Source organism: Viscerimonas tarda (genome assembly GCF_054601255.1).
On the sequence record NZ_BAAHWV010000116.1, the window covers coordinates 1 to 1782 of the forward strand.

Sequence of the window (1782 nt, forward strand, 5' to 3'; positions counted from 1 at the left end):
AGGAACGCCTCAACGAATTTATCAAGACAGGCGAAGTGAAGGAAGAATCCGACATCTTTGATGAATTTGATATTTCGCCATCCCTTATCGAAAGCCTGCTGCATCGGGAAGAAGATAAAGAGGGAAATTTCCACATCACTTGGGGACAGCAGAAAGTCGCTTAATCATTTATTAGATAAAACAATATGAACAATCAAACACAGCAATCATCCCCAACGGAAATCTACAATCAGCTTTTATATGACGTGAATGTGCAGTATGGTGCGCCAATGGGACGTTCCAACATTGGGACAAAACAAGATGCCGAAGGAAAGAAAATCTACTGTCGCAGAGTTTATCTCATTTATGACGGCGCTTACGACAGAGGCGGAGCTTATTGGGGATGCGGAGCGCCTCTGTACGTTGAATACACGCTTGACAAGAGCTATGTCGCTTTTTTTAGAAAAGAATAGAAATCTATAAGAACAGGTACCTGTATGGAAGAACAAGTAATTAAAACGGATGATTTTCACATCATCATCAAGGGAAAAGAAATAAAAGTTGTTGCGATAGAAAATGGTCACAGTATTCACATTCTGCCGGCAACGGCCAATAGTGTTGTTATTCAGTCTGTTAAATTTTAAAAACTAAGAATATGAACGTAAAAATCGGAAAACTCCTGCCGGACGGAAATGTACGGCATATCGACCTGCTCAACGTAGAAGAACCGGAGAAAACGGCTTTCACATTGAAGAATTTTTATTCCGTCGAAAAACGCTTGGATGCGCTGCTTGATTTGGGCAACCTCAACAACTTGAATCCTTCCCCCTACGGGAAATACCGGTGGTATGGCGACAAAGTCCATTGCTATGCCGCTATCCGCGATGACGGCGCAAGCAAAAGAAAAAATGAAGCCTTATTGTCCGAAAGCAGAGATGTATTTGCGAAAGCGGTGGAACTGTGTTTCCTCTATGAAAACGGAAACTGGACAATACTCTTCGGAAAACGTTCCGAAAACATTGATTTCGCCCAAGTCCTCAACGTCATTAAATGGAATCCTTTCCTTCATCTGGAAATCTATGAATTTGAAAAGGACAACCGGTTTGCAAAAAATCATATCGCTTTTGCCGACTGGAAAGAATTGGAAGAATACGCTGAAAGGGAAAATAAACCGGTGTATGTGTTCCGCAATAACCGGCTTGCAGTTACAATCAATCATCCACTAACAAAAAAGCAAACAGCATGAAACATATCACAGAAGCCGTCAAGAATTTGACGGAAGAACTTATTACACCGGAAATCGTTGCCGCCGCGCTTGCGGAAGGTCAGATAGAGTTGCTCAATTACCTGCCTGAAAAATACTTGTCCGAAAGCAATATCAATACACTGGTTGCCAACGACAAAAGCTATTGGGGACATTTCGACTTGGAACGCATTCCTGTTGAGTGTCGCAATCAAGCCGTTTGTGACTGCGCTTTGAAACGCCACAAGGATAATTACCGATATGTTCCTGAAGAATTGAAATCCGTTTCCATGTTAAACGAGTTGCTGAGTGATGCCAATAAAAATATGCACCTGTTGGTATGTGTGCCGGAAAATAACTGGAACAGTGAATCAGTCTATGCAGGCACACACTCCCTTTACAGAGAACACTCTAATATTTATTCGTATGGCAGGCATTCCTACGGAAATAACATCAACCCACAAAACACACTGAAACTGGTACAAATACTTTGGTCATTTGTCCCCCGAACAATAAAAAATCAACAATTCTATCATGGGCTTTTTACTGTTTCCAATATG

4 protein-coding genes are annotated in these 1782 nt (G+C 41.6%); all 4 read left to right on the top strand.

Annotated elements, in window-relative coordinates:
• The first annotated feature begins 185 nt into the window (after positions 1–185).
• The gene (locus ACYPWY_RS16150; RefSeq protein WP_459686573.1) at positions 186–452 is read left to right on the top strand and encodes a hypothetical protein; all 267 of its coding nucleotides are present in this window, start codon (positions 186–188) and stop codon (positions 450–452) included.
• A 24-nt stretch (positions 453–476) separates the two neighbouring features.
• Entirely contained in the window at positions 477–623 is a 147-nt protein-coding gene (locus ACYPWY_RS16155; RefSeq protein WP_459686574.1) for a hypothetical protein, read from the top strand.
• Positions 624–634: 11 nt separating this feature from the next.
• On the top strand, positions 635–1225 hold the full coding sequence (locus ACYPWY_RS16160; RefSeq protein ID WP_459686575.1) for a hypothetical protein: 591 nt from the start codon (positions 635–637) through the stop codon (positions 1223–1225).
• Positions 1222–1782, top strand: a 561-nt coding sequence (locus tag ACYPWY_RS16165) for a hypothetical protein (protein WP_459686576.1), incomplete at its 3' end; no start/stop codon positions are given. The genes ACYPWY_RS16160 and ACYPWY_RS16165, both read left to right, overlap by 4 nt.